The sequence below is a fragment of the Acetobacter oryzifermentans genome, from assembly GCF_001628715.1.
Lineage (GTDB): Bacteria > Pseudomonadota > Alphaproteobacteria > Acetobacterales > Acetobacteraceae > Acetobacter > Acetobacter oryzifermentans.
Genome location: NZ_CP011120.1, coordinates 2,722,212 through 2,747,356, shown reverse-complemented (window position 1 = coordinate 2,747,356; position 25,145 = coordinate 2,722,212). Strand labels below are relative to the sequence as shown.

Below are 25,145 nucleotides of genomic sequence, written 5' to 3'. Positions count from 1 at the left end.
CAGGAGCGTCGGGCAAAGCATGTGTCTCGACCGAGTCGGAGACAGATCGCCCGTAAGGGGTGCAGAGGCAGGAGGCTTTATTGGATCGTGCGGTTGATGCGGCAAATCTCGGCGTAAATGCGGCGGGAGATTTGTCAGTATGGGCGTTGTTCATGCACGCCTCGCTTGTTGTCAAAATTGTCATGCTTGGGCTGCTGATTTGCAGCGTGATGGTATGGGCAATTATTTTGGACAAGTTTGTCACGTTGCGTCGCATCAATCGTGAAGCCACAGGGTTTGAAGATCGCTTCTGGTCTGGTGGTAGCCTTGATGATCTGTATGAAAGTGATGGCGCCAAGCCCACCAACCCAATGTCTGCCGTATTTGGCGCAGCTATGGGGGAATGGCGGCGCTCAGCCCGTATTCCCGGTGTGGATCTGGTGCGTGGTGGCGTTAAGGAACGTGTTGACCGCGCTATTGGTATTACCATCACGCGTGAAATGGACCGCCTGCGCCGCTGGGTAATCTTTCTGGCAACGGTTGCACCTGTTGCGCCGTTTGTTGGCCTGTTTGGCACGGTATGGGGGATTATGCATTCCTTCAGCTCCATTGCGGCTGAACACAATACAAACCTTAGCGTTGTGGCCCCCGGCATTTCCGAAGCCCTGTTTGCAACGGCTATTGGCCTGTTAACGGCTATTCCAGCTTATGTGGCGTATAACGTCATCAGCAACAGCATGGATCTTTTCCAGGATCGTCTGGAAGGTTTTGGTACCGAGTTTGCTGCCATTCTTTCTCGCCAGTCCGAAGAGAGGACCTGAGATATGGCAATGCCGTCGGGAGGAAGCGGACGCCGCCGCAGGCGTCCGATGGCCGAAATTAATGTCACTCCCATGGTGGACGTGATGTTGGTGCTGCTGATCATCTTTATGGTGACATCTCCAATGATGACCAGCGGTGTGAATGTTGATCTGCCCAAAACAGATGCGCGCCCGGTTAATTCAGACAGCAAGCCCATTACCGTTTCCATCAAGTCTGATGGCACGCTGTATCTGGGGGACAACCCCGTTACGGCAGATCAGCTTGTGGCCCAGTTGAAGACTGCCTCCAACAATGATCCATCCCACCGTATTTTTGTACGTGGGGATGCCCATATTGATTACGGGCAGGTCATGCAGGTTATGGGGCAGATTACGGAAGGCGGCTTTACGCATGTGGCTCTGCTGGCGCAGCAACCTGCCAGCAGTGGGCATTAAGCCATCCGATAGGGTGGAGAGGTACGAACAATGCCCATGGCAAGGCCACGCCGGTCTGATCAGATTATACTCCGGCGATCGCTTTATCTGTCAGGGGGCGCGCATGTCGCGCTTCTGCTGGCGCTGCTGATCACTCTTCCGCCGCCCAAGCCGCCGGAAGAGCCCCCACAGCCTACGATTGAAATGCAGTTCGAGCAGTCGGATGCACAGGAAGGCGGCCCTGCCGCCAAGGCAGAAACGGCTGCGGCTGAACCCAAACCGCCTGCGCCGGAAGAAAAGGAAGCTCCGCCAACGCCAGAGCCTCCGAAGGATGTGCCGAATGAGGAGGCCCCGCCGCCACCTCCGCCGCCACAGCCTGTTCCGCCGCCGCCCGTGCCGGAATCTGAAAAGCTGCCAGATGTGCCTCTGCCCCCCAAGGCGGAAGAGCCATCTCCTGAGGTCGTGAAAACACCGCCGTCTCCACCTTCTCCGGTGCAGCCGACGAATAGTGTGGCGCCACCTTCGCCCATTACGCAGCCCACGGATACCCTGCCGGATGCGGCGGTTCCGTCTCATATCACGCAGCCGAACAAGGCGAAGAAGAGCCAGGCAGAGTCTCATTCCCTTCTGGAAACGTTGGATACGTTCCGGTCGGATCAGAAGCAGACGCATGCACCCAAGGCACGCGCTAATCCGGTTGCTGGCGGTTCGCCCAAAGGTGGTGGTTCCCCCGTGGGTAGTAACATTACGGGCAGCCTGAGTGCTGGCCAGCAAAAAGCTATCGGGGCTGCGGTAAGGCGCTGCTACACAGAGGATACTGCCGCCAAAGATTATGCCAGTTTTGTGGCGCATTTGGTGGTTACGGTAGATGGAACGGGTGAAGCCCGCATTGTGCAGTTTGCGCCAGAAACACAGGCCCGTATGAATGCGGATTCTTCGTATCGTGCGCTGGCTGAAAGAGCTCGGGCCGCTGTTCTAAGCCCAACATGTGCCAAGCTGCCAATTCCCAAGGAACTGCTGGGGCAGCCACGGCAACTGAAGTTTGTATTCAGGCCTTGAGCAGGCCTTAGGGAGAAAAACACATGGTGATGAGTACCCGCCCCTTTATTTCCGATCAGGAAGCCGATGTGCTGGTTGGCGCGCTGCGCCGACGCAGCCTGCTGGGGGCCAGTGTGGCTGCTGGCGGTATTATGGCCATGCCTGTTGGCGCATTTGCGGCTGCCAGCGCCCCAGAAGCTGAAATTACCGTTGATCAGGCCCGCACAGCGCCTATTCCCATCATCATCCCCAATTTTGGTGGTGGCTTGGGCGAGAAAATTGCCGAAGTGCTGACGAATGATCTGAACAATACAGGTTTGTTCAAGGTTATGCCGGGCAGCACAACATCTGGCACGCCAGATTTTGCGACTTCCAAAAGCATGGGCGCACACGCGCAGGTAACGGGTTCCGTTTCTGGTGGTGGTTCCTCTGTACGGGTGGAAATGCGCTTGTGGGATGTGTTGAGCCATCAGCAGATTCAAGGCACGGCTTATACCACCTCTGCTGCCAACTGGCGGCGAATTGCCCATATTGTTGGCGATGTTATTTACCAGCGAATGTTAGGTGAAAAAGGGTATTTTGATACCCGGATCGCCTTTATTTCCCGTTCTGGCCCACGTGGGCACCAGCGTACGCGTCTGGCCGTTATGGATCAGGACGGTGCAAACGCTCGGATGCTGACAACTGGCAAGTGGCTGACCCTGACACCGCGCTTTAGCCCAGTGAAGGATCAGATTGCCTTCATGTCCTATGCCAACAACCGCCCTCGGGTTTATCTGTTTGATTTGACCAGTGGCCGTCAGCAGATTCTGGGTGAATTTGAAGGTATTTCCTTCGCGCCGCGTTTCTCACCAGATGGGCGTTCTGTTGTGCTGTCAGTCACCCGTAATGGCGGGTCTGATCTGTATGTTGTGGATCTGGCCTCTGGCTCGCGCCGTCAGATCACGTCTTCTGGGGCTATTGATACCAGCCCGTGCTTTAGCCCGGATGGATCACAGATCGTATTCAACTCGGATCGTGGTGGCAGCCCGCAGATTTATATCATGCCGGCTTCCGGTGGTGGTGCACGCCGCATTTCTTACGGTCAGGGCACGTATGGGTCTCCAGTGTGGTCTCCGCGTGGGGATCTGATTGCGTTTACCCGTATTGCCGGGGGTATGTTTTCGCTTGGTGTTATGGCGCCGGATGGCACTGGTGAGCGAATCATGACGCAGGGCTTTACGGTGGAAAGCCCAAGCTTCTGCCCCAATGGGCGCGTGCTGGCATATTGCCGCCAGAGCCGTGCAGGTGCAGGTGGTGCGGGCTTTAGTTCTACCATTGGAATGGTGGATATTACGGGCTTTAATGACCGCGTTCTGCCCACGCCAGAAGCGGCGTCAGATCCGGCATGGTCTCCACTAAACGGCTAAAAAACGGCTGTTTGTGAAGAAAACCCCATATCACAAAAATGTGATATGGGGTTTTTGCTGTCCATAATTTGGCCGCAATAAAGGCGTATAAGACCAATAAGCAGAAGTGTGTCTTTTTCGTCTCACTCAGTGTATGGCAGGTATGAGATACAGAGATGCAACTTGACCCACAGAATAAGCTATGGCTTAGGGCAAGTTGGTCTCCAAAATTCGTCGGCTCTTCGAAGGGTTCGGAGAGGAGCAGAAGAAGACGCGGAGATACAAGGTTAAAACTCTTTTCTCCCGAATAGTTCCGCAAGGAACCAATTCTCAGGATCCGACACATGAGACTAAAAGTAGTTGCCGCGCTTGGTATGGTTGCCCTGCTGTCAGCCTGCGCCCACGATAACGCAAACACTGGTGCCTCCAATGGTGCTGCTACCACGCAGCCTACCATCAGCGGCCCCGTTCCCGGCAGTGAAGCTGATCTGGTTGCAAACGTGGGTGACCGCGTTTTCTACGACCTGAACAAAAGCGGCCTGCGCGATGATGCCAAGGACACCCTGCAGAAGCAGGCTGACTGGCTGGCAAAATACCCGCAGGTTAATGTTGAAGTTGCCGGTAACTGCGATGACCGCGGCACCGAAGAATACAACATTGCTCTGGGCCAGCGCCGCGCCAATGCAGCGCGTGATTACCTGGTGGCCAAGGGCGTAGCTTCTTCCCGTATTTCCACCATTTCCTACGGTAAAGATCGTCCGACCGCTCTGGGTGATGATGAAGATGCATGGGCTCAGAACCGTAACGCCATTACCTCTGTTAAATAAGATTTCAGAATTTTCTGAAAGCTGACAGAGCAGAAACAGGCCGGGTGTTAAAGCCCGGCCTGTTTTGTATTGTAAGCACTTGTCTTGCAGAACAAAGTGGTATGATGTTTCTGCCTATATGTTGTGGAAGGGTAAGAACCTGATGAAAATCTGCTTCAAAGCATCGCGGCATGTCCGCACAGGGCTTGTGGCGTTGGCAATGGCAACCGCAATAAGCAGTGTGTGCGTGCCAGTTGCATGGGCGCGGGATACTGCAAACGCAGGCACGAATGATCTGATTGCCCAGTTGCTGGACCGGGTGAGCACGTTAGAGCAGCAGCAGCGCGATATGCGTGGTGAAATTGACCAGCTGACCAATGAACTGCAACAGAAAACAGCGGCCCTTTCCAAGCAGATAGCAGATAATCAGTTTGCAGCTCAGGCAAGTGCTGGCGGCGCAGGTGCTTCTACGGCTGCTGCAGCCTCAACAGATGCAACAGCCAAGGAAACTGCAAAGCCCACCACGCCAGATGGATTGCTTGCCAGCGGGAAGGCCGCTTTGCAGAAAAAAGATTATGCAGAAGCGCAGTCTGATGCTGAATCAGCGCTTAAGAATGCCAAAGGTGCTTTTAAGGTAGATGCACAATTCCTGCTGGCGCAGTCCTTGGCTGGCCAAAAGCAGTATCGTCAGTCTGCCGTGGCATATTATGATGCTTACCGGCAGGCCCCCAAAAGTGGGCGTGCCCCAGATGCGTTGCTAGGCGTTTCGGCTTCCCTTCTGGCATTGGGGGATAAAAAGGCATCGTGTGAAGCGCTTTCCAAGTTGAAAACAGAATTCCCCACACCTTCCACACGTGTTGCACACGCAGCAGAAGTCTATGCCAAACGAGGCGGCTGCGAATAACGGTTAGCGTGGTATCGGGAAAAGTGTCTGCTCCTGTATTTTTTGGGCGTGATGTTTTTTCCGATCAGCCCGTTTCTCCGGTTTGTTTTGCGCAATGTATGGCCCAGTTAGGGCCGTTTTTTCCTGATCAATCCGATTGTCCTCCTGTTGCTATGGCTGTTTCTGGCGGCGGCGATAGCTTATGTCTTGCGTGGTTGGCCTCTTTTTGGCGGAAAAACCTGCTGGCTTTGGTTGTGGATCACGGTTTGCGGCCTGAATCTGGGTTGGAAGCGCATCAGACTCTTGCCCGGCTACAGGCAATGAATATTCCAGCGCAGTTGTTAGTGCTTACAGATCTCAAAAAGGGCTCGGCCATGGCGCACAGAGCCAGAGAGGCCCGTTATGCGCGCCTGATAGCTGCTTGCCAGGAACATGGATGCACAGATCTTTTGCTGGGACATCAGGCGGATGATCTGGCTGAAACAGTCTGGATGCGTCAAAACTCCAGCAGTGGGCCAGAAGGACTGGCCGGTATGGGTTGGATAACTGTGCGGCCGGATATTCGTCTTATTCGTCCCATGCTTGGGTTTTCTCGGCAGGCACTGCGGAATACTTTACGGCAAGCGCATGTTGAATGGGTGGATGATCCCTCCAATCAAGATCAGCGCGCTGAGCGTGTGCGTTTGCGCTACTTGCTGCAAAAAAACGATCAACGTGCGCATTTTTGGCAACTCGGTATGCAATCCGGCCAATTTCGGATGCGCAGGGAACGTGAACGTGCCGCGCAGCTTGCGCAGCATATTGTGATGCGCCCGGAAGGATGGGCCATTCTGGGGCCGGAGTTGCCAGATGTTGATGTGCTTGCGGCTCTTATCCGCAGTATTGGTGGGGCTGAATATCCGCCCTCTCAATCTGCTGTGGCGCGCTTGAAAGATATGGCAGCAGAAGCCACGTTAGCTGGAACGCGGCTGTTCCGGCATGAACAGCAATGGGCTCTGATGCGCGAAGAAGCTGCAATGGCTTCTGCCATGCAGGCAGAAAATGGCACAGTATGGGACAACCGGTTTGTGTTGCGCCTTCCTACATCAGTTCAGAAAGAAGGGCTGATGGTTGCAGCGGCAGGGTATGGGCTGGCGCGCAAAATGCGTAATGGGCAGCAAGCAAGGTTTTGTGCTGTTCTTCCTGCATTGTGGCGTGCAGGCAAACGCGTTGCTGTACCGCATTTGGGCTGGGTAGGGGAAGATGAGCCCGATTTGCATGGGGCAGAGTTCATTTTTCGCCCTATGGTTTCGGTTACCAGCAGCAGCGTGTATGGTGCAGTTGCACAAGATTCTTAAAATATGTGCGGCTCGCAGACTAGGAATACGCAGGTGGCCTCCCATTTAATAAAGGGAGAGGTTGCTTTTTTCTGCGGCAGCCGGTCAGATAAAGACTCTTCCGGCATTCTCGCACTAGGTATGGATATACGGGCAAGATGAACAATTTAGGCCGCAATCTGGCGCTGTGGGTCAGCATTATCCTGCTGCTGCTGTTGCTTGTGAACATGTTCCAGCCGGGGAGCACGCAGCACGCTGCACAGCAACTGGCGTATTCGGACTTCATTGCTGATGTGGATACAGGGCATGTTCGGTCTGTTGTGATGCAAAATCACAATATTTCCGGCACGTTGACCGATGGCACGGCTTTTGAAACCTATGCGCCGCTTGATCCTTCCCTTGTCACCCGCATGGTGGGCAAAGGGGTGGAAGTTGTGGCCAAGCCGCTGGAGCAGGAAGGTAGCCCGCTGCTGCGTTACTTCCTGAATTCCTTGCCCATTATTCTGCTGGTGGCTGCATGGCTGTTTATGATGCGGCAGATGCAGGGCGCTGGTGGCCGGGCCATGGGCTTTGGTAAATCTCGCGCCAAAATGCTGACAGAAAAGCATGGTCGCGTCACGTTTGATGATGTAGCCGGGATTGATGAAGCTAAAGGGGAACTTCAGGAAATCGTGGATTTTCTGAAAGACCCACAGAAGTTTACGCGCTTGGGCGGTAAAATTCCCAAAGGCGTGCTGCTTGTGGGGCCGCCGGGCACTGGTAAAACCCTGTTGGCCCGCGCCATTGCAGGTGAAGCCAATGTACCGTTCTTTACCATCTCTGGTTCCGACTTTGTGGAAATGTTCGTAGGTGTTGGTGCATCCCGTGTGCGTGACATGTTCGAACAGGGTAAAAAATCAGCTCCTTGCATTATCTTCATTGATGAAATTGATGCCGTTGGTCGCCATCGTGGTGCAGGTATGGGTGGCGGCAATGATGAGCGCGAGCAGACACTGAACCAGATGCTGGTTGAGATGGATGGTTTTGAAAGCAATGAAGGCGTGATCCTGATTGCCGCCACCAACCGTCCAGATGTGCTTGACCCGGCATTGCTGCGCCCCGGTCGTTTCGACCGTCAGGTTGTAGTGCCAAATCCTGACGTGTCTGGCCGTGAGAAAATTCTGCGTGTGCATATGCGCAAAGTGCCACTGGCATCCGATGTGGACCCACGCATTATTGCACGTGGTACCCCTGGTTTCTCCGGTGCTGATCTTGCCAATCTGGTAAACGAAGCCGCGCTATCTGCTGCACGTCTGGGGCGTCGCACTGTTTCCATGCGTGAGTTTGAAGATGCCAAAGACAAGGTGCTGATGGGTGTTGAACGTCGCTCCCTTGTTATGAGCGATGATGAAAAGCGGCGCACAGCTTACCATGAGGCAGGGCATGCTATTACGGCTGTTCTGGTTCCGGAAAGTGAGCCCATTCATAAGGCAACCATTATTCCGCGTGGTCGTGCGCTGGGTATGGTGATGCGTCTGCCAGAAGATGATCGCCTGTCCATGAGCAAGAAAAACGCATTTGCGCATCTTGTAGTGGCTATGGGTGGCCGTGTTGCGGAGGAAGTTATCTACGGTAAGGATAACGTCTGCAACGGCGCAATGGGTGACATTAAAATGGCAACCCGCGTGGCCCGCAGCATGGTGACCGAATGGGGTATGAGTGACAAGCTGGGCATGATTGCCTACGCAGATGATGATCAGAATGGTGGTTTCTTTGCTGGGGCCTCTCGCAACTTCTCGGAAGAAACAGCCCGTGAGATTGATGAGGAAGTTCGCCGGCTTGTAGATGAAGCCTATGTGCAGGCTCGGAACTATCTGCATGATCATATTGATGAACTGCGCCGTCTGGCAGAAGCCCTGCTGGAATATGAAACCCTGAGCGGTGAAGAAATCCGTCAGATCATGCGGGGGCAGCCTATCGAACGTAAGGAAGAGGAAGAAAGCGGGCCAGTTAACAGGCGTTCTTCTGTGCCTCAGGTTGGTGGGGCAGATGCGCAGGGTTCGGATAAACCGGAGAATGAAAACGGGGGCCCAGCTCCTGTGCCTCAGCCAAGCTAACTTTCTAATAAAGATGTAGAGTGGAAAGAGGCGGCAGAAATGCCGCCTCTTTTTGTTTGGGATAGGCAGATAAGATGACGTATGTACGGCTGGTTGAACCTTTGGGGCTTGTCTATGGCAACATAGCGCAAGCAGCTATCAAGCAGGGTGATGCTTTACCTTTATGCGGTGGCCCGGTGGCATTTACGTATGTGCGTTTGATAGAGGGATACCAGACAATCGGCTTGATGCCTGTTCAGAAAGTACCGCAGGAATGGGCGCTGGAACTTGAGCGGATAACACGTTCTGTACCATCAGTTGGATTACCAGCAGGTCTCCAGATTATGGGTATCCTGAATATCACGCCAGATAGCTTTAGCGATGGCGGTAAACTGGCAAGCGCTGATGAGGCAATTTTAAAAGCGCATGAAATGGTGCGCGCTGGCGCAACCGTGCTGGACATAGGGGGAGAAAGTACACGGCCCGGTTCAGCGACAGTTACACCAGCAGAAGAATGGAAGCGTATTGGCCCGGTTCTTGTGGCTTTAAAGGCAGAATTGCCAAGCGTGGCTGTTTCTGTAGATACGCGGAATAGTTATGTCATGCAGCAAGCTTTGGCGGCTGGGGCGCATATTATCAATGATGTGACAGCTCTTGTGCATGATGCGGCAGCTTTGCCGCTTCTGGCTGTACAAGATTGTGGTGTTGTGCTGATGCATATGCGCGGCACACCTCAAACCATGGCAGAACATGCCGTGTACGAAGATGTGAGTATAGACGTGGTACGTGAACTCGCACAACGGATTGAGGTTGCCGTGCAAGGAGGCATTGCACGACATCGGATTATGGTAGATCCGGGGTTTGGTTTTGCAAAAAACTTTGAACAGAATAAGCAATTATTGCGGCATATTCTGCTTCTGACCAATTTGGGCTGCCGGGTTGTATTTGGTGTGTCCCGCAAGCGGATGATTGGAAACCTTACGGGAGAAACTACGCCACATTTGCGTGATGCCGGAACGCAGGCGGCATCTTTTCCTGCTATGGCTTTGGGTAGCACGGTTTTGCGCGTGCATGATGTTAAAGGCATGATGCAGGCTGTAAACGTATGGCGAGAAATATATCAGAGCTAAAAAAGTAAGTTTCCGGGCTGAACAAGGTTTCTTCCAGCCTGAAACCGTTTTAGGAAATAAAAGAAAACCGCAAGAAGGCAGTTCCGTTCTTTATGCAGGATGGGCTTTTTCTGTCTGAGGCGGACAGAATGGAATGAGCAGAATGAAGCGTTTTTTCGGAACAGACGGTATTCGTGGCACTGCTAACGTTGCACCGATGACGGTGGAAATTGCCCAAAAGCTGGGGCAAGCTGCGGGGTTGCATTTTAAGCGGGGGGATCACCGGCATAGTGTTCTGTTGGGGAAGGATACGCGGCTTTCTGGATATATGATCGAAAGCGCCATGGTTTCGGGCTTTTTGTCTGCTGGCATGGATGTCACGCTGGTTGGTCCGCTCCCAACACCCGCGATTGCCATGCTCACGCGCTCTCTTAGAGCAGATCTGGGTGTTATGATTTCTGCCTCTCATAATCCTTTTGGGGATAACGGCATCAAACTGTTTGGCCCAGATGGCTTTAAGCTTTCTGATCAGGATGAAAGCGAAATTGAAGCCCTAATGGAAAAAGACCTTACCGCATATCTGGCAACGCCAGAACATATTGGCCGAGCTTCTCGGCTGAATGATGCTGCTGGTCGGTATATAGAAAGTGCCAAAGCATCCTTCCCGCGTAAATTGCGGCTGGATGGCATGAAGATTGTTATTGATTGTGCCAATGGCTCTGCTTATCGGGTTGCGCCAACCGCATTGTGGGAGCTGGGCGCAGAAGTTATCCGGATAGGTTGTGAACCTAACGGCGTAAATATTAATGAAAAATGTGGTTCAACACATCCTGAAGCCCTATGCGCCGCAGTTGTAAAACATAAGGCGGATTTGGGTATTGCCCTGGATGGAGATGCAGACCGTGTGCTGATTGCAGATGAAACTGGCCGCCTGATTGATGGTGACCAGATTCTCGCTCTTATTGCCCAGTCTTGGGCGCGTGAAGGGCGCTTGGTAGGCAAGGCTGTTGTGGCAACCGTTATGTCTAATATGGGGCTGGAACGGTTTCTTGAAAATCTGGGCTTAAATCTGGAACGTACGGCAGTGGGGGATCGCTACGTTGTAGAACGCATGTTGGAACGGCAAGCTAATATAGGCGGTGAACAGTCTGGCCATATGGTGCTGACAGATTTTGCAACAACAGGAGATGGGCTGATTGCCGCTTTGCAGATTCTGGCGGTGCTTGTGCAGGATGGTCGCCCAGCTAGTGAAGTTTGCCGGTTGTTTCAACCGTTTCCCCAAAAGCTAAAAAACGTTCGATACAAAGGTGTCTGCCCGCTTGATGTGGATGAAGTAAAAAGTCGTCAGGCTGATGTAGAGCGCAAATTAGCTGGCCGAGGGCGTTTGGTGCTGCGTAAAAGCGGTACAGAACCTTTGGTACGTGTGATGGCAGAAGCAGAAGACGCAAATCTGGTTGATGAGGTTGTTGATCAGATGTGCGATGTGCTTGAGCAGGTACGTGTTCCTGCGTAAAATACACTATAGGGAAAGGAGTTTTTGAAAATTCTTTTCCCTAGAATGTTCATGTCAAAATTTGGAGCATGTTTGAATAACCATGCTTCATTTTGCACAGCAACAATCGAGTGTTTTTTATTCTTATAAATTACCAAAATACATTATAATTCAAATATATTTTGGTAATTTAGGCACTATTCTCCGCAACATGCTGAGGGTGGGAAGCATGCCGGGAAGATACTGATTGAGATTGTTCCATGGGTTTGCTGAGTGTAGGCATAGATACACACGCTTTAGGTGCTTGTGGGTCATTCAGAATATAACCTTTGCCCCATACCGTAGAAATAAGATTTCCTACACCTGCAGTCTGAAGTTTTTTGCGAAGTTTGCAGATAAAAACATCTATAATTTTTATATCCGGTTCATCCCGTCCTCCATAAAGATGATTGAGGAAGGTTTCCTTGGTTTGAGCAATGCCTTTGCGCAATACAAGGAGTTCAAGAATGGCAAATTCTTTTCCGGTAAGGTGAACGGGCTGGTTGTTGACCATTACGGCATGACTGTTGAAGTTAACTGTAAGGTTGCCAATGTGGACAATAGGGTGAGCATAGCCGTGAACCCGCCGTAAAATGGCTTGAATGCGCGCTGTAAGTTCAGTTGAATCAAAAGGATCTGTTAGATAATCGTCAGCTCCCACGGTAAAAGCTTTGGTTTTCACCTCAGGATTATTAACTGGTGAGATAACGATAACAGGTGTTGTGAGTTTTAAAGATCGTAATGTGCTGAGAATGTCATATCCATGAATATCAGGGTGTTGCAGGTGAAGAATGGCAAGGCCATAATCATAGTTTCTGAGTAATTCTATAACTTCCTGATCACACTGAACCATATCCACCGAAAAAGAGGCTTTTGTTAATGCCGAAAATATGGCCCGGCTGGAGGTGCAATTATTTTCTAAAAGCAAAATACGCATGGTGGAACCTCATTATGGTTCAGAGAATCAAAATGCACTCTATGGTTGCATTTTTTGTTATCACTAAACCTATACGTGTTTCAAAAAGAAACAAACAATATTTCGTTCAGAGCTTCTCTTTAGCGCGTATCAATCATGCATTTTATGCATGTCGAAAGGAACATAATAATGAGTAAAGATTAAGAAAATGATAAAAAATGTTAGATTTTATTCGTGAAATTTCAAGAAAGTTATTTATAAACAATGGAATGTAGAAAATATTTGTTTGCTTAGCTTAAGCTACACTTCTTTGTGATATCGAAACTGACGTAACAAAAAACCTCTCATTGTTGTGATTTACAGCAAATGGCTGGGCAATGAACGGAGAAGAGTAAGATGGCCAGAGAAATGATTCTGCAAGATGAAGATGCAACAATAAAACTGGCCACAAAGCTGGCAGAATATGCGCAAGCAGGGGATGCTATTTTACTTTCTGGGCCGCTAGGGGCTGGGAAAAGCCTTTTTGCACGTGCTTTTTTGCGAGCATTTTGCCAAGAGCCTAACCTAGAGGTGCCAAGCCCGACCTATACTTTAGTGCAATCTTACGAATCTCCTTTATGCATTGTGTCTCATTTTGACCTCTGGAGATTGGGTGGCCCAGATGAGCTTGAGGAGCTCGGATGGGATGAGGCACGAGAAGGTGTGGTGCTGGTTGAATGGCCCCAAAAACTGGAAGACTTGTTGCCTGAAGATGCCTTGAATCTTGAAATACATGTTCTGGCTGACGGGCAGCGCCAAGCCAGATTATCAGGATGGGAAGAAAGATTGAAAAAGATAGATATGGCTGGCTATGGGATTGGCGCATGAAACTTGCAACAATTCCCGCACACCTTCCTTTCCTTGATCAACTCGCCATACGTTGGATCGAATCTGCAAATCATGATGTAGAAGCTATAGGTGAAGGCATTATTGTATTGCCCGGCAGACGTGCTGCACGTGCATTAACAGAAGCTTTTTTGCGCCATATGGATGGGCAGAGTGTATTGCTGCCACGCATTGTGCCTATCGGTGCGCTGGATGAAGCTGAACTGGGATTGTCCGCTGGCATAGGCGGTGAGCTGGCATTGGACTTGCCCCCCGCTGTTGCCAGTATGACAAGGTTAGCTGTATTGGCGCGGCTGGTTTTGCAGGCAGATAAAGCATTTGGCACACGGCCAACACTGGATCAGGCATGGCCTTTGGCAAAAGCTCTGGCAGATTTAATGGATGAAGCCGAGTGGTCTGGCGTTAATCTGGCAGAACGTTTGCCAGAAGCTGTGCAAGAAAACTTTGCAGAACATTGGCAAATTATTTTAAGATTTCTAGAAATTGTAACACAGGCATGGCCAGAATGGCTAAGGGAAAACGGGGTTATGAACCCTGTGGCCAGACAGGTTGCGTTGCTTGAAGCACAGGCAGATTTATGGCGTAAACTCGCGCAACAGGGTGATAGTACACCTATATGGGCGGCCGGGTTTACACATGTTATGCAGCCTACAGTAAAGGTGTTGCAAGCCGTTCTGGAATGTCCTGCAGGTAAGGTTGTATTGCCTGGATTGGATATGATGATGGCAGAGGAAACCTTTCTTTCTTTGCCAGATAGTCACCCTCAGGCTGGGTTAAGTGCTTTACTAAAAAATTTAGAAATCACACGAAATAAAGTTCAAGTTTGGGAAGGCACAGGAAAAGGAGCAGAACGAGCTGCCATTCTTGCGCGCGTTCTTCTTCCGGCTGAAGCTTTGGATGATTGGTCTCATCCAGGTGGTGCTGAGTTAGAAAATGTTTACAGGCTAGATGCAGCGGATCAGCAGGAAGAAGCTGTTGCAATCAGCATGATCATGCGTGAGGCGATCGAAAAACCAATGCATCGCGTCGCCCTTGTAACGCCAGATAGAGTATTGGCTGCACGTGTGGCAACGGAACTGGCACGCTGGGGTGTGCTGGCGGATGACAGTGCAGGCTCATCCTTGGTGGATACACCTGCGGCTGTTTTATTACGTCTTGTTGCTCAAATGGTGGATAGCAGATTTTCGCCAGTTTCTCTTTTGAGTGTTTTAAAACATCCTTTGGTTGCATGCGGTTTTTCATCAGGTGTCTGCCGTGCAACAGCACGCCTTTTGGAACGTGCTATTTTGCGTGGTCCAGCACCTCCTCCTGGGTTTGCAGCTTTATGTCGGGTTGTGAGTAATGCTTTAGAAAACCTGAATGAAAGAGCAAAAGCCAAGCTGGAAGGCGGTGTTACGGCAGATAGGCCTTTTGGTCCGGTAGCATTGTCTGTTTTCATGCAGCGTTTAGCTTTTTGTCTGGAACCGGTTCTTGGATGGGAGCTGGATGCGGTAGAAGCAAGCGTGCAGGCAGCGCAAGATTTAGAGCAGCATTGCGCGCCTGTGCCAGACTTACTTGCTGCATTAATTGCAACAGTAGAGCGTTTGGTTGCAACTGATGAAGAAAGCGCATCAGAGCGTTTATGGCGTGGTGAAGAAGGCAATATGCTTGCCAGCCAGTTAACAGAGTTGATGTTAGCATCAGAGGTTTTACCGCCTCAACCGCCTGTTGTTTTGGATGGCTTATTAACAGCAGTTCTTGCCCCGGAACGCGTTGCCATGCGCCGAGGTGGAGACCCCAAATCTTTACATCCACGTGTTTTAATCTGGGGTTTGTTTGAATCACGCTTGCAAACAGCAGAAACAGTTATTCTGGGCGGGCTTTCTGAAGGTGTGTGGCCGCCCGTAGTAGATGCTGGCCCATGGATGAGCCGGCCTATGCGGCAAAGAATGGGGCTTCCATCTCCAGAGCAGGCAGTAGGGCAGGCCGCGCACGATTTTTTTGCAAGCGCAGCCGCCGCAGATACAGTTATTCTTTCCAGCGCACGGCGGAGAGAAGGTGCACCTGTTGTTCCGGCCAGATGGCTTACGCGGCTTGATGCTTTTTTGGCTGGCCGTAATGGGTATATTCCTAATCACCCTGCTTTAGTTTGGTTGAATAAGTTGGATCAGCCATTAGGGCCAGCAACACCTGTTGCACCACCGCAGCCCATGCCCCCCGTTGCATTGCGGCCACGTCGTTTGAGTGTGACAGAAATAGAAACTTGGATAAGAGATCCTTACGCTATTTACGCAAAACACGTTTTGCGCCTTGAAGTCTTGCCAGAGTTGGAAGAAGCAGCCGATGCATCTGACTATGGTATGATTGTGCATAAGGCGTTGGAGCGCTGGGTAAAAACTTATGGTGTGGCATGGCCAGAGAATGCAGAAAAGAAATTATGCGATTTATTTTCTGCAAGTTTACAGGAACATGTTTTGCGCCCAGCATTGCGTGCATGGTGGGCGCCCAGATTAACACGTATTGCCCGATGGGTGGTGCAGGCTGAAGAAAAACGACGTAGTGAACACGGTGTGCCGCGCGCTATTCTGACAGAAATTCGTGGGCGTGTGAGTATTATGGATGCTCCAGGTGGTAAGTTTGACATTGTTGGTCGGGCAGACCGTATAGAATTAAATGCTGATGGGCATGTGATTGTGCAGGATTATAAAACGGGCACATTACCCTCTGCCAAAGATGTTTGGGCCGGTTGGAGCCCGCAGCTTCCGCTTGAGGCCGCTATGATTATTCGGGGTGGTTTTAAAGAGGTTCCCGAACATTCAAGAGAAATATCAGATCTTATTTATTGGCGCCTAACGGGTGGCGCTGATCCGGGAGAAGAGGTGGTTGTGAAGACCCGTGAAGCACTCAGCCTTACCGATTTGGCCGAACAAACTTGGGAAAATTTGCTATTGCGGGTGGCTGCATACGATCAACCAGATCAACCCTACCTTTCTCATCCCCATCCGGGCAGAGAGCCGCGCTTTGCCGATTATGCACGTCTGGCGCGTGTGCCTGAGTGGAATTCAGCCCGTAAGGAGGATGAGGAATGAGCATATCTGCACAGAAAGCTTTACAAAAAGCTATTTCTCAGGCGAACGCGCAGCAAGCTCTGGCCTCGGATCCTTCGGCTTCGGTTTTTGTTTCAGCTTCTGCGGGAAGTGGTAAAACAAAACTGCTGATTGACCGCCTTTTGCGCTTGATGCTGCCGCGTTTGGCAGAAGATGGTTCTATCCAGCCCGGAAGTTCACCTGCCCGTATTTTGTGCTTAACCTTTACGAAGGCAGCCGCAGCGGAAATGTCTATTCGTCTGCAAAAGCGTCTTGGCCGTTGGGTAACATTGTTGGATGAGGAATTAGATAAAGAGTTGGCAGGGTTGTACGTTCCCTGCACAGATGAAACACGCAGGCGTGCGCGTGCATTATTTGCAGAGGTGCTTGATCTTCCTGGGGGTATGCGCATTGGAACAATCCATGCGTTTTGCCAATCTCTGTTGCGGCGCTTCCCTCTGGAAGCTTCCATGAATCCGCATTTTACAGTTATGGAAGAAACAGATGCATCCTTGGCTTTGCAATCGTGCGTAGAAGCTGTTTTAGGGCAGCAAAAAGAAGGTGTTATCTCTCCACTGGCAGGTCAGATCTCTCTTGGAGATTTTATTTTTATTTCTGGGGTTTTAAGAAAAGATGAGAGATCAGCATCGTTGCTAAAACTCTTTGTAGAAGCCCCTCATAAGGCTGAGGCTATATTATGCCAGATTCTAGGATTATCACCTGATATATTACATGGCAGCACCTCTGAATTTCTTGAAAAATTATGCTCTGATTTTCCAGAAGAACAGAATTTAAGAGAGGGGTTTCAGATTCTTTCTAAGGAGGGATCGGAAGCAATTAAAAGAAATGCTTTTTCTCTTTTAGATTGGCTTGCCTTGCCTGCCTCTGAGCGGGCAAGGCAATGGTCTGTGTGGCGAAGTGGTTTTCTTACAAAAGATGGAAAGCTACGTTCTGCCGGTTTAATTTCTAAAAAACTTTCTGAAAAATATTCTGATATTGCGCTCTATATTCAAAAAGAGGGTGAGCGTATATCCAGAGTGGAAGAGCAACTGCGTGCACGAAAATTGGCAGAAATGGGAAGTGCATTGCTTAAAATGGCAGCAGATGTTTCTAGCCTTTATACAACGCAAAAAGCACGACATGGTCAAATTGAGTATGATGATCTTATTCAACGTGCATTGGGACTTTTGCGAGAGCCTGGCGCCGCTTGGGTCATGTATAAGTTGGATGGAGGTATAGACCATTTGTTGCTGGATGAGGTGCAGGATACCTCTCCTGAACAATGGCGTATAGCGGGCGATCTTACAGAAGAATTTTTTGCTGGCCTTGGTGGACGAAGTGAAGAGGAACCGCCGCGGACTATTTTTGCCGTGGGGGATTATAAGCAGTCCATTTACGGGTTTCAGGGTGCAGATCCAGATTCTTTTCGAGAATGGCGTCAGAAGTTCAAAAAGCGTGTTCAGGATGCGCATTTATTGTGGCGTGAACCAGAACTCACAGTTTCCTTTAGATCAACTGCGCCCGTTCTTAAACTGGTTGATGCAGTTTTTGCAGAATCTGATGCAGCCAAAGGGGTTGTTGAAGAACCTGGGCAAATTATGGAGCATATTACGGCACGCCCTGGCGAAGGGGGGCGTGTAGAGTTATGGCCATTGGTTGAGACTGAGGATGAAGAAGATAGTATTAGCCCGTGGGAGCCAGCACAAGGAAATGCCACACGGCAAAGCTCACGCCAAAAGTTGGCAGATGCTGTGGCAGGGTATATCTTCCGGCAGTTAAATAAAAAATCTTTATCTAGAGAAAATCCTTTAACAGCAGGAGATGTTCTGGTTCTTGTGCCGCGCCGTTCTCCCTTTGTGGGGATGTTAGTGCGTGCGTTGAAAGGCCATAATATTCCAGTGGTTACGCTTGTGCGTACGGGATTGGCCGAGCATCTTGCTGTACAGGATATGCTTTCATTATGTGCAGCACTTTTGTTGCCGCAAGATGATTTAACATTAGCGTGTGTGCTCACATCTCCGCTCGGTGGTGTATCGGATGATAGTTTGATGGCTTTGGCTACGGGACGTGAAAAAGGAGAACCGTTATGGTCAGCACTTCGAGAGCACCACACAGAACAATCAGATTGGAAACAAGCGTGGAATTTTCTGAATGGTTTGTTCAGGCAGGTAGATTATCTTACGCCTTATGAGCTTCTTTCTGCTGCACTGGGGCCGGGTGGAGCACGTGCACGGTTTCTTGCACGATTGGGTCCGGAAGCAGCAGAACCAATTGATGAATTACTTTCTGCAGCAATAAGATATCAGGATCAGCATCCGCCTTCTTTACAAGGTTTTCTGCATTGGATGCGTCATTCAGAAGAAACTGTGAAGCGGGAAGCCGAAGCTGGGGGAGATTCTGTAAGAATCATGACAGCCCATGGTTCTAAGGGGTTGCAGGCTCGTTTGGTGATTTTGCCGGATACAGTTGGCCTTCCGCGTTTTGAGGACAGATTGTTTTGGGCGCATGATAAAACACAAAATGTAGATGTGCCTTTGTATGTGCCGCGTAATGCTTTGTCTGTCGGTTTAACGAGAAGCCTTAAGGACGTTATGCGGGGCCGTGTGGTGGAGGAATATAATCGACTGCTTTACGTGGCACTTACCCGTGCAGCAGATCGGTTGGTTGTGTGTGGATGGAAGCCAGGGCGCAATGTGCCCGCAGAAAGTTGGTACGAAAGATGCCGGGTTGGTTTTGAAAAAGCAGGTGCAACAGAAGTAGATTTTCAGGAAGGAGGATGGTCTGGGCCGATGCTGCTTCTAGAAGAAACGCCGCAGGAACAGCTTAATTCCCAAAAGTCCCGCCCGAGTTCTGTTGACAACCGTATGAACGTAACTTCGTTGCCATTGTGGATGGGAACTGCTCCGTTATGGAAACCTATTTTACCAGAAGCTGAAAGCCCACTAGCGCGGCCATTGGCGCCAAGTAAACCAGATGATACCATGCTTGGGCCGTTACCACCTGTGCGTTCGCCACTGGATATTGCTGCTGTTACACCCGCCAAGGCGCGTGAGGCAGCTTTTCGGCGTGGTAATCTGGTACATTCTTTGTTGCAGTTTTTGCCAAATTGCTCGGTAGAACAGCAACCTGCTATGGCGCATCAGTGGTTGGCACGGGCAGCAAGTGGTTTGTCATCGCATGAAGCCACCGTGCTTGCACAACAGGTTATTGCGGTTTTGAGGCTGCCGGAACTGGCTGATCTGTTTGATCCTACTGCACGGGCAGAGCAGCGCTTGGCCGGTGTAGCTGGCGGGCAGGTTATTGTGGGGCAGGTGGATCGTTTGCGTGTGCTGCCAAACAAAGTGTTGGTGTGTGATTTTAAAACTGGCCGCCATGCTCCCCGTAGGGTGCAGGATACACCTGTTCTATATCTCCGACAGATGGCGGCTTATCGTGCCCTTCTGCAGGGCATATGGCCAGATCGGCCAGTGGTTTGCGTTTTGGTTTGGACAGAAATGCCACGTGCAGATGTTCTGCCAGATGCGGTGTTGGATAAACACGCTCCCGGCATTTTGCCTACGGCTGTATCTTGACCACAGCAAGCGCAACCTTAAGTGTTAGGAAGAGTTGGGTAGGAAGCCGTTTCAACTTGTTACCCTGTATTGGTAAAGGCAGTTCACGGCATGCAGGCGCGTGCCGGAGATTTTAAGGAACCAGAAAATGAGTGAACACACGCTTGCTGTCAGCGATTCCAGCTTTGATAAAGATGTTCTCAAGGCATCTGGCCTTGTGCTGGTAGATTTCTGGGCAGAATGGTGCGGTCCGTGCAAGATGATTGGCCCAGCACTGGAAGAAATTGGCAAGGAACTTGCCGGTAAGGTGACTGTCGCCAAGGTAAATATTGATGACAATCCGGAAACCCCCAATGCGTATCAGGTGCGTAGCATTCCTACCCTTATGCTGGTGCGTGATGGTAAGGTTGTAGATAAAAAAGTGGGTGCCTTGCCCAAAAGCCAGTTGAAGGCATGGGTGGAAGGCGCTCTGTAATTAGAGCCTCAGTTATGGCCTGAAGCTTGGGGGTGAATTACAAGCTTCAGGCTTAGTTTCCGCAGGGGCATATAGCCTGTAAGTTCTCATAAAACTTGGCAGATAGCTTCAGCCAGCGTAATGCAACGCGTGCTGGGCCATATTATATTTGTCCCTGCAATTTGTATTGTGCAGTCACAGGGTTCAAAATGAGCTGGATCACCGAATATGTTCGTCCCAAAATTCGCGGCCTGCTGCGTCGGGATGTGCCGGATAATCTGTGGACGACCTGTGACTCATGCAGCCAGATGATTCTGACCAAAGAGCTGCACAAGGCATTGAATGTGTGCCCCCATTGTGGGCACCATATGCGTGCACCGGTTATGGATCGTCTGAAATGGACATTTGATAACGGGGACTTCACCCGTATCGAACTGCCATCTGCTCCGGTTGATCCGCTTGGGTTCCGCGATCAGAAAAAATATACAGATCGTCTTAAAGATGCGCGCGCAAAAAGCCATCTGGATGAATCGCTTATTGTGGCCCACGGCACCATTGGTGGCCATCAGGCTGTTGTCGGTGTGATGGCGTTTGAATTTATGGCAGGCACCATGGGGGCTGCGTTTGGTGAGCGCTTTGTGGCCGCTGCTCGTTTGGCTATTCTGCAAAAAGCTCCTCTGGTTATATTTACGGCTTCTGGCGGCGCACGTATGCAGGAAGGCGTTATCAGCCTAATGCAGATGCCGCGCACCACCGTAGCCGTTGAAATGCTTAAAGAAGCCGGGTTGCCTTATATTGTGGTGCTGACCAACCCAACCACAGGTGGGGTTACGGCTTCCTTTGCCATGTTGGGCGATGTGCAGATGGCCGAACCCAATGCGCTAATCGGTTTTGCTGGCCCTCGCGTTATTCAGGATACAGTGCGCGAAAAGCTGCCAGAAGGTTTTCAGCGGTCTGAATACCTGTTGGATCACGGTATGTTGGACATGGTGGTGCCGCGTAAGGATGTGCCCACAACATTGGCCCGCGTGATCGGGTTGCTGATGCATGCACCGGCTGATGTAAAAGCACCGCCGCCGCGCCCAGAAGCACCGGCTCCCGCCGCCGCAGAGTAATTTTTCCATGACAAAAGTAGCAGCCTCTGGCCCAACAGCAGAATTTACGGGCCGGACTGGCGCGGTGTTGGAGCGGTTGAATAACCTATATCCAGCCCTGATTGATCTTTCCCTTGGGCGGTTAGAGGCGCTGCTAGCAAAGCTGGGGCACCCGGAAGAAAAGCTGCCCCCCGTTATCCATGTTGCAGGCACAAACGGGAAGGGCAGCACATGCGCAACTCTGCGTGCGATTGGTGAGGCCGCAGGCTGGTGTGTGCATGTGATGACATCCCCACATCTGGTGGATGTTACAGAACGGTTTCGTATTGCCGGTAAACTTGTTAGCGAATCGGAACTGGTTGCCACGCTGGAAGAAATCGAGCGGGTGAATGATGGTGCGCCCATTACCGTATTTGAAGTTCTGACAGCGGCTGGCTTTCTGCTTTTTTCTCGCCATCCGGCAGATCTGGCTATTATCGAAGTGGGGCTTGGTGGTCGGTGTGATGCCACCAATGTGCTGCGTAAACCTGTGGCATGTATTGTTACCTCCGTCTCGCGCGATCATGAGGCATTTTTGGGGGACACGCTGGAAGCTATTGCCGGAGAAAAAGCCGGTATTTTCAAGCCGGGTGTGCCTGCTGTAACGGGCAAGCAGCCAGAGGCGGTTATGAAAGTTCTGCAAGCGCAGGCCGAAAAGGTAGGGGCTCCGCTTTATCGTCGTGGGGCTGAATGGTCAGTTTTTTCGCAAAACGGTGCGGAGTCGGGCACAGCTAGGCTGACATTTACAGACAGGGCCGGAGAACTCACATTGCCTCAGCCAGCGTTGGTTGGGCCGTGGCAGGTTGAAAATGTGGGGCTTGCTGTAGAGGCATTGCGCGTTTCCGGCCTGCATGTGCCGGAGCAGGCGTGGCAGGGCATTGGCCGTGTAAACTGGCCTGCACGCATGCAACTGCTTCATGGTGCATTGGCTTCTCATCTGCCTAAGGGCTGGGAACTCTGGTTGGATGGTGGCCATAATCCCGGTGCAGGCAATGCTTTGGCGCAGGAACTGGCGCACTGGAAAGATCAGCCCCTGCATGTGCTGGTGGGCATGAAACAGACCAAAGATGCAACAGGGTTTTTGCACCCTGTATTGCCATTTGCATCTAGCGTGTGGGCTATTTGTGAGCCTCAGCAGCATTTGGCATTGCCGGTGGAAGCTATTGTAGAAGCTTCTGGCGGAAAGGCTCAGGTTGGGCCAACGCTGGTTGAGGCGTTGGATGCGCTGGTTGCCCAGAATCCACAGCCACCTGCAAGAGTGCTGATTTGTGGCAGCCTATATCTGGCAGGTGTAGCCCTTAAGCAGGATGGATGGGTGGCCGCGTAAATCGGCCGCCTGCACTAAACGCCAAGTTTTCAATGGGGAAGAAAAAGTGGTGCCCCCAGTAGGATTTGAACCCACGACCTACCGCTTACAAGGCGGTTGCTCTACCACTGAGCTATAAGGGCACTCATGCGTCTTGCGCAGGGGCAGAATTAAGCTGAAACTACCCCCTGTCGTCAAGACCTGTTTTTACGTTGATGGAAGGTTTTTTGAGGCGGCAGGATATTGCATCCAAACCGCTGCTGGCGCATCTAGGCTGCATGCCGCACTCTCATCTTCCTCCTCATCCAGTTCTATCCCTGCACGATAGCCAAAGCCGTGCCACGGTGCCGTTTACGCCTATCGATCCGGCACATGTAAAAGTCTATTATTGTGGACCAACAGTGTATGACTTGGCCCATATCGGCAATTTGCGGGCTATGTTGACGGCAGATGTGCTGGTGCGTTTGCTACGGTATGTTTACCCGCGTGTGACATTTGTGCGGAATATCACGGATGTTGATGACAAAATTACCGCCCGTGCCCGTGCGAATGGGGAGGATATTGGTTCTCTTACCCAGCGCACGACAGAAGAATTCCATCAAGATCTAGCATCCATGAATGTGCTGCCGCCGGATATAGAGCCGCGCGCCACACATAATATTGGTGAAATGCAGGCCATGATTGCGCGGTTAATTAAAAACGGCCACGCGTATGAGGCCGAAGGGCACGTGCTGTTTTCGGTCAGCTCCTTTCCATCCTACGGCGCACTTTCTGGCCGCAACCCGGAAGATCTTGAAGCTGGCGCACGTGTAGAGGTGGCTCCCTACAAAAAAGCACCGGGTGATTTTGTGCTGTGGAAACCATCGGATGCAGACCAGCCGGGGTGGGATAGCCCTTGGGGCCGTGGGCGGCCGGGGTGGCATATTGAATGCTCGGCTATGTCCCATCGCTATTTGGGGGATAGCTTTGATATTCATGGTGGCGGATCAGACCTTCTGTTCCCGCACCATGAAAACGAACGTGCCCAGAGCCTGTGTTGCTTCCCACATGGCAAGTTTGCCAATTATTGGGTGCACAATGCCATGCTACTGGTTGAGGGCGAGAAAATGTCCAAGTCTTTGGGCAATTTTCTGACCATTCGGGATGTGCTGGCCCAAGCCCCGGCAGAAGCTCTGCGGTTGCTGCTGTTGGGGGCGCATTATCGCTCTACGCTCAATTATACGCAGGCCGGTTTGCAGGAAGCGCGTAAAACGCTGGATCGGTTCTACCGTGCGCTTGCTGCGGGGCCGGTGCCAAAAACAGATGTGCCAGAGGCCGTTTTGCAAGCTCTGGCAGATGATCTTAATACACCCAAGGCTATTGCGGAGCTGCACGCTCTTGCAGCGCAAGCTTTGGCAGGAGACAGACAAGCCGCAGGCGCGCTTAAAGCGGGTGCAGGCATGCTGGGGCTTTTACAGGGTGACCCGGAGCAGTGGTTTAAAGGTGATGCATCTGATGAAGATGCCGCGATTGAAGCCCTGATCAACGAACGTCTGGCGGCTCGCAAAGCGCGGGATTTTGCAAAGGCCGATGCGCTACGTGATCAGCTTCAGGCTCAGGGCATTGTGCTGGAAGATACCAAAGACGGCACAAGCTGGAGGCGCGCATGACCGGGCGGGACGGAGGCGCACCTCTGGAGCCAATAGGCAATACGCCAGTTGTTATTTTGGTGCGTCCGCAGATGGCGGAAAATATTGGCACCACAGCGCGCGCCATGGCCAATGGGGGCCTTTTCCATTTGCGGCTTGTCAGCCCAAGGGATGGATGGCCGCAAGAGCGCGCATGGCGTGCTTCCTCCGGGGCAGATCGGATTCTGGAAGCCGCAACGGTGCATGAGAGTGTGGATGATGCCGTGGCAGACTTGCACCATGTGTATGCAACGTGCCCACGGCCTCGGCATATCATCAAGCCAGTTTTAACGGCCCGTGGTGGTGCAGCGGAATTGCGTGCGGCAACAGGGCGCGGGTTAAAAGTTGGCCTGATGTTTGGCCCCGAACGTGCTGGCCTTGATAATGAAGATATGGCGCGGGCAGATGCACTGATTCGCTATCCGCTTAATCCGGCTTTCATGTCGCTTAATCTGGCGCAGGCCGTCATGATCATGGCTTATGAATGGTGGATGTCAGAGGATCAGACCCCCTCGCATGAACTCATGACGAATGAGACCCATGTGGCCACCAAAGGGGAGTTGGAAAACTTTCTGCAACATCTGGAGCGTGAGCTAGATAGCTGCGGTTTTCTGCGTAATGAGCAGAAACGGCCCGGTATGGTGCGGAACCTACGCCACTTTTTTACACGCGGTGAGGTAACGGAGCAGGAACTGCGCACGTTGCATGGTGTTGTACGAGAGCTGGCACACCCGCGCCGAAAAGACTGATATTTTTTAAGGAAATATATCTGCTGCCAGTCCATAAAAATGGCTGGCAGCAGTAAAGC

At 51.4% G+C, this 25,145-nt stretch carries 19 protein-coding genes and 1 tRNA gene; 18 read left to right on the top strand and 2 right to left on the bottom strand.

The annotated features are described in order from the left end of the window. The first annotated feature begins 59 nt into the window (after window positions 1–59). The 10 genes from tolQ (at window position 60) to glmM (ending at window position 11,342) form a co-directional block, all read left to right on the top strand. Window positions 60–800, top strand: a complete 741-nt coding sequence (gene tolQ, locus WG31_RS12950; protein ID WP_006115644.1) for a protein TolQ — start codon at window positions 60–62, stop codon at window positions 798–800. A 3-nt stretch (window positions 801–803) separates the two neighbouring features. Beyond that, window positions 804–1,235 (top strand): protein TolR, encoded by a 432-nt coding sequence (gene tolR / locus WG31_RS12945; protein ID WP_063354777.1) that lies wholly within the window; start codon window positions 804–806, stop codon window positions 1,233–1,235. Window positions 1,236–1,265: 30 nt separating this feature from the next. After that, window positions 1,266–2,273, top strand: coding sequence for an energy transducer TonB (locus WG31_RS12940; protein ID WP_082823220.1), 1,008 nt, complete (start codon window positions 1,266–1,268; stop codon window positions 2,271–2,273). 23 nt (window positions 2,274–2,296) lie between these two features. Continuing rightward, a complete protein-coding gene (gene tolB, locus WG31_RS12935) occupies window positions 2,297–3,661 on the top strand; it encodes a Tol-Pal system beta propeller repeat protein TolB (RefSeq protein WP_006115641.1) in 1,365 nt (454 codons plus the stop codon). 323 nt (window positions 3,662–3,984) lie between these two features. Continuing rightward, window positions 3,985–4,467 (top strand): peptidoglycan-associated lipoprotein Pal, encoded by a 483-nt coding sequence (pal, locus tag WG31_RS12930; protein ID WP_006115640.1) that lies wholly within the window; start codon window positions 3,985–3,987, stop codon window positions 4,465–4,467. Window positions 4,468–4,585: 118 nt separating this feature from the next. Next, entirely contained in the window at window positions 4,586–5,350 is a 765-nt protein-coding gene (locus WG31_RS12925) for a tetratricopeptide repeat protein (RefSeq protein ID WP_039891593.1), read from the top strand. 8 nt (window positions 5,351–5,358) lie between these two features. Then, the gene (tilS, locus tag WG31_RS12920) at window positions 5,359–6,666 is read left to right on the top strand and encodes a tRNA lysidine(34) synthetase TilS (RefSeq protein ID WP_063354775.1); all 1,308 of its coding nucleotides are present in this window, start codon (window positions 5,359–5,361) and stop codon (window positions 6,664–6,666) included. 137 nt (window positions 6,667–6,803) lie between these two features. Next, complete coding sequence (ftsH, locus tag WG31_RS12915; RefSeq protein ID WP_063354774.1) at window positions 6,804–8,741, top strand: ATP-dependent zinc metalloprotease FtsH; 1,938 nt, start codon at window positions 6,804–6,806, stop codon at window positions 8,739–8,741. 74 nt (window positions 8,742–8,815) lie between these two features. Then, window positions 8,816–9,850, top strand: coding sequence for a dihydropteroate synthase (gene folP, locus WG31_RS12910; RefSeq protein WP_063354773.1), 1,035 nt, complete (start codon window positions 8,816–8,818; stop codon window positions 9,848–9,850). 133 nt (window positions 9,851–9,983) lie between these two features. After that, window positions 9,984–11,342, top strand: a complete 1,359-nt coding sequence (glmM, locus tag WG31_RS12905; protein WP_006115634.1) for a phosphoglucosamine mutase — start codon at window positions 9,984–9,986, stop codon at window positions 11,340–11,342. Window positions 11,343–11,511: 169 nt separating this feature from the next. On the opposite strand, the gene WG31_RS12900 is transcribed toward glmM, so the two are convergent. Continuing rightward, window positions 11,512–12,297, bottom strand: a complete 786-nt coding sequence (locus WG31_RS12900; protein WP_063354772.1) for a response regulator transcription factor — start codon at window positions 12,295–12,297, stop codon at window positions 11,512–11,514. Window positions 12,298–12,672: 375 nt separating this feature from the next. On the opposite strand from WG31_RS12900, the gene tsaE reads away from it, so the two are divergent. From tsaE to WG31_RS12870, 6 genes are all read left to right on the top strand, one after another. Continuing rightward, window positions 12,673–13,143 carry a tRNA (adenosine(37)-N6)-threonylcarbamoyltransferase complex ATPase subunit type 1 TsaE gene (gene tsaE / locus WG31_RS12895; RefSeq protein ID WP_063354771.1) on the top strand — a complete coding sequence of 157 codons (471 nt, stop codon included), beginning with the start codon at window positions 12,673–12,675 and terminating at the stop codon, window positions 13,141–13,143. Next, on the top strand, window positions 13,140–16,229 hold the full coding sequence (gene addB / locus WG31_RS12890) for a double-strand break repair protein AddB (protein WP_063354770.1): 3,090 nt from the start codon (window positions 13,140–13,142) through the stop codon (window positions 16,227–16,229). Before tsaE ends, addB begins: the two co-directional genes overlap by 4 nt. Next, the gene (addA, locus tag WG31_RS12885; RefSeq protein ID WP_063354769.1) at window positions 16,226–19,798 is read left to right on the top strand and encodes a double-strand break repair helicase AddA; all 3,573 of its coding nucleotides are present in this window, start codon (window positions 16,226–16,228) and stop codon (window positions 19,796–19,798) included. Before addB ends, addA begins: the two co-directional genes overlap by 4 nt. 127 nt (window positions 19,799–19,925) lie before the next feature. Continuing rightward, window positions 19,926–20,252, top strand: coding sequence for a thioredoxin TrxA (gene trxA, locus WG31_RS12880; protein ID WP_035353042.1), 327 nt, complete (start codon window positions 19,926–19,928; stop codon window positions 20,250–20,252). A gap of 188 nt (window positions 20,253–20,440) precedes the next feature. Then, complete coding sequence (gene accD, locus WG31_RS12875; protein ID WP_063354768.1) at window positions 20,441–21,346, top strand: acetyl-CoA carboxylase, carboxyltransferase subunit beta; 906 nt, start codon at window positions 20,441–20,443, stop codon at window positions 21,344–21,346. A gap of 7 nt (window positions 21,347–21,353) precedes the next feature. Continuing rightward, window positions 21,354–22,691: a bifunctional folylpolyglutamate synthase/dihydrofolate synthase gene (locus WG31_RS12870; protein WP_063354767.1), complete on the top strand. Its 1,338-nt coding sequence runs from the start codon at window positions 21,354–21,356 to the stop codon at window positions 22,689–22,691. A gap of 47 nt (window positions 22,692–22,738) precedes the next feature. On the opposite strand, the gene WG31_RS12865 is transcribed toward WG31_RS12870, so the two are convergent. Beyond that, a tRNA-Thr gene (locus tag WG31_RS12865) sits at window positions 22,739–22,813 on the bottom strand. 72 nt (window positions 22,814–22,885) lie between these two features. Between WG31_RS12865 and cysS the strand changes: the two genes are divergently transcribed. Further along, window positions 22,886–24,319: a cysteine--tRNA ligase gene (gene cysS, locus WG31_RS12860; protein ID WP_082823219.1), complete on the top strand. Its 1,434-nt coding sequence runs from the start codon at window positions 22,886–22,888 to the stop codon at window positions 24,317–24,319. Further along, window positions 24,316–25,086: an RNA methyltransferase gene (locus WG31_RS12855; protein WP_063354766.1), complete on the top strand. Its 771-nt coding sequence runs from the start codon at window positions 24,316–24,318 to the stop codon at window positions 25,084–25,086. The genes cysS and WG31_RS12855 overlap by 4 nt, the downstream gene beginning before the upstream one ends. The last annotated feature ends 59 nt before the right edge of the window (window positions 25,087–25,145 follow it).